General features: G+C 72.7%; 8 protein-coding genes. 3 read left to right on the top strand and 5 right to left on the bottom strand.

The genetic code is table 11. From position 1 onward, the window contains the following. The coding region (locus tag ESO86_RS18850; protein ID WP_207207097.1) for a hypothetical protein at positions 1-213 on the top strand (213 nt) is incomplete at its 5' end. Between the two features lie 63 nt (positions 214-276). On the opposite strand, the gene ESO86_RS10785 is transcribed toward ESO86_RS18850, so the two are convergent. The 4 genes from ESO86_RS10785 to ESO86_RS10770 form a co-directional block, all read right to left on the bottom strand. Next, positions 277-954, bottom strand: a complete 678-nt coding sequence (locus ESO86_RS10785; RefSeq protein ID WP_129234904.1) for a cation efflux transmembrane domain-containing protein — start codon at positions 952-954, stop codon at positions 277-279. Next, complete coding sequence (locus tag ESO86_RS10780) at positions 951-1,286, bottom strand: ArsR/SmtB family transcription factor (RefSeq protein ID WP_129234902.1); 336 nt, start codon at positions 1,284-1,286, stop codon at positions 951-953. Before ESO86_RS10780 ends, ESO86_RS10785 begins: the two co-directional genes overlap by 4 nt. 54 nt (positions 1,287-1,340) lie before the next feature. Further along, entirely contained in the window at positions 1,341-1,925 is a 585-nt protein-coding gene (gene pth, locus ESO86_RS10775) for an aminoacyl-tRNA hydrolase (protein ID WP_129234906.1), read from the bottom strand. A 151-nt stretch (positions 1,926-2,076) separates the two neighbouring features. Further along, positions 2,077-2,709 carry a 50S ribosomal protein L25/general stress protein Ctc gene (locus tag ESO86_RS10770; RefSeq protein ID WP_129234900.1) on the bottom strand — a complete coding sequence of 211 codons (633 nt, stop codon included), beginning with the start codon at positions 2,707-2,709 and terminating at the stop codon, positions 2,077-2,079. 238 nt (positions 2,710-2,947) lie between these two features. Here ESO86_RS10770 and ESO86_RS10765 point away from each other — a divergent pair, with 238 nt between their 5' ends. Next, positions 2,948-3,790, top strand: coding sequence for a UbiA family prenyltransferase (locus tag ESO86_RS10765; RefSeq protein ID WP_129234898.1), 843 nt, complete (start codon positions 2,948-2,950; stop codon positions 3,788-3,790). 1 nt (position 3,791) lies between these two features. On the opposite strand, the gene ESO86_RS10760 is transcribed toward ESO86_RS10765, so the two are convergent. Beyond that, entirely contained in the window at positions 3,792-4,526 is a 735-nt protein-coding gene (locus ESO86_RS10760; protein ID WP_129234896.1) for a hemerythrin domain-containing protein, read from the bottom strand. A 157-nt stretch (positions 4,527-4,683) separates the two neighbouring features. Here ESO86_RS10760 and ESO86_RS10755 point away from each other — a divergent pair, with 157 nt between their 5' ends. Next, the gene (locus tag ESO86_RS10755; RefSeq protein ID WP_165307647.1) at positions 4,684-5,244 is read left to right on the top strand and encodes an SRPBCC family protein; all 561 of its coding nucleotides are present in this window, start codon (positions 4,684-4,686) and stop codon (positions 5,242-5,244) included. Positions 5,245-5,452 lie beyond the last annotated feature (208 nt).

Below are 5,452 nucleotides of genomic sequence, written 5' to 3'. Positions count from 1 at the left end.
ATCTCGGTCGCGGCCACCGCTCCGCCCGTGCCGGCGGCGTCGGCGCTCGCCGACCGCGACGCGGAGGACGCGGCGCTCTTCGACTTCGACGAGCCCGAGGCGGACTGGCGCACCCTGTCGCTCGAGCTGACGACCGAGGAGCACACGCGGCTGGTCGAGCGCGCCCGCGCGGCCGGGGTGACCCCGGAGGAGTTCCTGCGCGGCCTGATCTAGCGCCTCCGCCGCCCGACGCCCGGCCGGGGAACGGCGCGAGCTCCTCCGCGGCCGCTGGGAGGTTCAGTCGTCGTGGTGCTCGGCCTCGCGCTCACCGGTGAGCACCGCGACCGGCACGGTGCAGGCATCCCCGCGCCATGCCTCGACGCCCTCGCGGAGGGCGAACCCCGCGATGACGAGCGCGGCGATCGAGTCCGCCCACGCCCATCCGAACAGGCCGTTCAGCAGCAGGCCGGCGAGCAGGGCTCCCGACAGGTAGGCGCAGATCAGCGTCTGCTTCGAGTCGGCGACCGCACTCGCCGAGCCGAGCTCGCGCCCGGTCCGGCGCTCGAACCACGACAGCAGCGGCATGATCACGAGGCTCGCCGCTGCCAGCGCGACGCCGACCGGCGAGGGATCGGGATCGGCTGCACCGAGCAGGGCGCTCGCCGCGTCGATCGTGACGAACAGGGCGAGCCCGAAGAACGACACGGCGATGAGCCGGAGCGCGACGCGTTCCCGCCGCTCCGGGTCGGGCGCGGCGAACTGCCAGGCGACGGCGGCGGCGGAGAGCACTTCGACGACGGAGTCCAGGCCGAAGGCGACGAGGGCGGCGGATGACGCGATGCTGCCGGCCGTGAGGGCGATCACCGCTTCGATCACGTTGTAGGTGATCGTGGCGGCGACGATCCAGCGGATCCGCCGCTGGAGGATCGCGCGACGCGCCACCCGGGGCGCGGGGATCGGCTGCGACGGCGTCATGCGCAGGCGCACCCGTCGCTCGAGCAGCACTCGGGGTCGACCACCAGCACGAGTCGCAGCAGGTCGCCGAGCGCCGACGAGAGGGCCGGGTCGGCGAGGCGATACGAGGATCGCCGCCCGTCGGGGCTCGCCTCCACGAGGCCGCAGCCGCGGAGGCAGGCGAGCTGGTTCGACATGACCTGCCGGGAGACGCCGAGCGATTCCGCGAGGTCGGACGGATACGCGGGACCATCGCGGAGCTGCAGCAGGATCCGCGCCCGCGTGCCATCGGAGAGCGCGTGCCCGAGTCGGGCCAGCGCGGCCGTGTGCGTGAGCGTCGTCGTGGTGGTCACGCGTCCAACGATACACGCATTCGTGTACTCACGAATTCGTGGACGACGCGCACCTCAGGCGGGCGAGTGGAACCGCTGCTGCGCCGCGACGAGACCGTGCTCGACGATGGCCTCGACCGCGTCCGCGGCATCCGACAGCAGGTTCGGGAGGGCCTCGCGCTCGGGCCCGGCGAAGTCGCGCAGCACGTAGTCCGCGGCATCCATGCGACCCGGCGGTCGGCCGATGCCGACGCGCACGCGCGTGAACTCGGGCGAGCCGGCGGCCTTCTGGATGTCGCGCAACCCGTTGTGGCCGCCGTGGCCGCCGCCGCGCTTGAGGCGCACGGTGTCGAACGGGATGTCGAGTTCGTCGTGCACCACGACGAGCCGGTCGGCGCCGAGCGAGTAGAACTTCAGCAGCGCCGAGACGGGCCCGCCGGAGGTGTTCATGTAGCTGTTCGGCTTGGCGAGCACGAGCTTCGGCCGCCCCGGGCCGAGGGAGCCCTCGGCGACGCGCGAGGGCGTCTTGTGGCTCTTGAACGTCGCGCCGATGCGCGAGGCGAGCTCGTCGGCGACCATCTGGCCGACGTTGTGCCGGTTGCCGGCGTACTGCGCGCCGGGGTTGCCGAGGCCGACCACGAGCCAGGTGTTGTCGGACACGGGGTCGTCCTTCCGGCGATGCAGGAGGCGGTCGATGAGGTTCACGGATGCCTCCGGGCAGGTGTCAGGGGAACGGCGGAGGGCCCGCGGCCCCGCGATCCGAGCGTACCCGGATGCGGCGACGCGGACCCTCGCGACGAAGCGGGATCGACTACTCGGCCGACTCGCCCTCGGCGGCCTCCTCGGCGGGAGCGGCCTCGACGGCCTCCTCGCCCGCGGCCTCGGGCTCCTCGCCCAGGTCGACCTTCTGCGGCACGTGCACGTTGACGACGAGCGAGTCGGGGTCGCCGAGGAGCGAGGCACCCGTGGGCAGCTCGATGTCCTTCGCGAGCAGCTGGGTGCCGTCCTCGAGGCCCTCGACGCTCACGACGACGTTCTCGGGGATGTGCGTCGCCTCGACCTCGAGCGACAGGGTGTGCGCGTCGAGGTCGGCGATGGTGCCGGCAGCGGTCTCGCCCTCGAGGTGCACGGGCACCTCGACCTGGACCTTCTCGCCGCGCGTGACGACGATGAGGTCGATGTGCTCGATGATCTGGTGCACCGGGTCCTTCTGCACGTCCTTGACGAGCGCGAGCTGGCTCTCGCCCTCGATCTGGAGCTCGAGCACGGCGTTCGCCTTGCGGATCAGCAGCGCGGTCTGGTGGCCGGGCAGGGTCACGTGGGTCGGCTCGCTGCCGTGGCCGTAGATCACGGCGGGGATCTTGTGCGCAGCGCGGATCTTGCGGGCAGCGCCCTTGCCGAACGACTCGCGCAGTTCGGCGACGACCTTGTTGTCTTCGTCCATGGTGATGGCTCCTTGCGGGCTCGCGGCCCAGGTTGGGTTCTGTCGTGTCAACTCGAACGCCCGGGGCTGCGCGCGCAGCCAGCGTGAGGAACAGCCGTGAGTCTGATTCCACCGCGTCGATAACGGATGCCGCACCGGGACGAACCCGGCTCCGGCGGCGTCCCTCGCCGAAGTTCAATGGGTCAGTCTACCCGATGCCACGGCCCGTCCCCGACCCGCATGTGAGACCATCGTGCGCGTGAGCACACCCGGGGCACTGTGGCGGTCGTCGCACCCCGGGCCGACATCGATCGTCACCGCCCTCGCGTCGGCGCTCGGGTGGTCGGCCGGCCTCGACCCGGCTCGCATCGTCCTGCTCGCGCTCGCGGTCCTCGCCGGCCAGCTGTCGGTCGGAATCTCCAACGACGCGATCGATGCGCCGCGCGACCGCATCGCGTCGCGACCGGACAAGCCGATCGCGCGCGGCGAGGTGACCCTCGCCGTCGCCTGGGGCGCCGCCCTCGTCTCGCTCGCGACGGCCCTGACGCTGTCGGCGCTGCTCGGTGCGGGGATGCTCGCCGCGCACGCGCTCGCCCTCGGTTCGGCCTGGGCGTACAACGCGTGGCTCAAGTCGACGCCGGCGTCGATCGTGCCGTTCCTCGTGAGCTTCGGGATCTTCCCGAGCCTCGCGACCCTCTCGGCGCCGCAGCCCGCCGTCGCCCCGGGGTGGACCTGGATCGCCGGCGCCGCGCTCGGGGCGGCGGTCCACCTGACCAACGTGCTCCCCGACCTCGACCAGGATGCCGCGACGGGCGTCCGGGGACTTCCCCATCGCCTGGGACCGAGGGTGTCGGCGGCCGTCGCCGCCTGCGCGGTGGTCGCGGGCGCGGTGGTCGTGCTGATCGGATCGGCGGGCGGCGAGGCGTCCGTGGTGTCCGCGATCTCGTGGGCGTTCTTCGCGGGCGTCGTCGTGGTCGCGGTCGCGACGCTCCTCGCGGCGCTCCTGCGCCCGCCGTCGCGCACGCTCTTCCGTCTCGTCATGCTGGCCGCCCTGCTCCTGGCCGCGCAGCTCGTCGCGGCCGGTCGCGTGCTCGCCGGGTGACTCAGAACATCGACGGCACGGGCCGGTCCGGGTAGAGCTCCCGCATCGCGCTGTCGTACCTCCGCTTCAGGAGCAGGAGGTAGAGCAGGCGGATCGGCGCGGGGACGTTCGCGTGGTACCACGCCTCGCGCTCCCCCTCGGGAACGCTCGCGAGGAGCAGGCCGAGCTGCAGCGACATCACGTCCCTCGGGAACTCCTTGCGGCGCGCCATGAGCGTGGCGCGCGTGTGCGCCTCCAGCTCGTCCCACTCGCGCTGGGACATCACCGCGCCCGCGACCGGGAGGATGTCGTCCTCCTCCCGCCCCAGGTGCACCAGGAGCGTGTCCCGGAGGAACTCGATGTCCCGGGCGAACGCGTCGCGGCGCTCCGGGTCGGCGGACTCGACCCAGCGGGCGAGCTGGGGCTCGATGCGCGCGAGCTGCGACGCGACCTCGGCATGCTGGGCTCGCATCAGCTCCACGTGCGCGGCACAGGCGGGCTCGCGGGCGGCGAGGCGGTCCCAGAGCACGGTGTCCTCCGTGCGGTGGTGGAGGTGGAGCGCGAAGAAGTCGAGCTTCGCGTAGATCCCGACGACCTCGGCGCGCGCGACGTCGCCGGCGCCGACGTCGCGGACCAGCAACGGGAGCTCGCGGTACAACCAGCGGAAGATGCGATGGACGAGGATCATGCCCGACGTGTCGCAGCCCGCGACCTGGCCGTCGGGCAGGGAACCGGACGACGGCAGCTTCTCGGCCATCTTCACCCCGATCTCGCCACGGGGGCTGCGGGTGGATGCCGCATCCGGCGGCGAACACCCGGATTCTACACCCGGGCATGTTCCGATCGTCGGGCCGGACGACGCACGAGGACCGGACGATTGCGGGCGTCGGGAGCCGCGAAATACACTCACGTCCGTGGGGAGCGAGGCTTCCGCAGGTGAGGTTCCGGTTGCCCGGCGTCGGCGCGGGCACGAGCCGAGGCTGCGTCGCTGGGAGCGTCACGTCGTCGTGCACGCGACGGTGCACCACCCGGTCGAGGCCGTGTTCCCCTACCTGGCCGACCCGATGAGATGGCACGAGTTCGCCCCGGCCGTGGCATTCCGACGGCAGATCGACGAGGGCCCCGTCCGTGTCGGAACGCGCTGGATGTCGACCGACCGGATCGGCCCGTTCAGGGCCCACTTCATCGACACGCTCGAGCATCTCGACGAGAACCGGCGGGTGGTCTGGCTGTCGTCCGCGCCGTGGAACGCGCGCGTCGAGTACGCGTGCCATGGGACCGGGGCGGTGACGCGGATCAGGGCGGACTACTTCGGCGACCTGAGCGGCGACCTGCGCTGGCAGGCCGGCTGGCTCCCGCGGTGGGCGACCCACCTGATCCTCGCCGGGGACTTCCGCCGGCTGGATCGCGTGCTCACGCGCAGGGTCCGCGCGGCACGGCGATGGGAGCAGCATCACGAGGCGCCGACGAGCTGATCGGGTCGGGATTCGGGGCGCGCGGGACTCGCCGGTGACGGCCTCCGCCCCGTCGGCGGATCATGCGTCGCGGTCGAATCCCATCGCGTAGGCGTGGGCGAAGACGCGTCCGAGCGGGGCCGCGAGCCCCAGGCGCAGGCCGGCACGTCGCACGGCGTCGCCCGGCGGCGACTGGGGGCGACCGAGCGCGGTGTTCGTGCCCGCCAGC

The sequence above is a fragment of the Agromyces binzhouensis genome (assembly GCF_004135055.1).
Taxonomy (GTDB): domain Bacteria; phylum Actinomycetota; class Actinomycetes; order Actinomycetales; family Microbacteriaceae; genus Agromyces; species Agromyces binzhouensis.
This window is presented reverse-complemented; position numbering and strand designations above follow the sequence as displayed.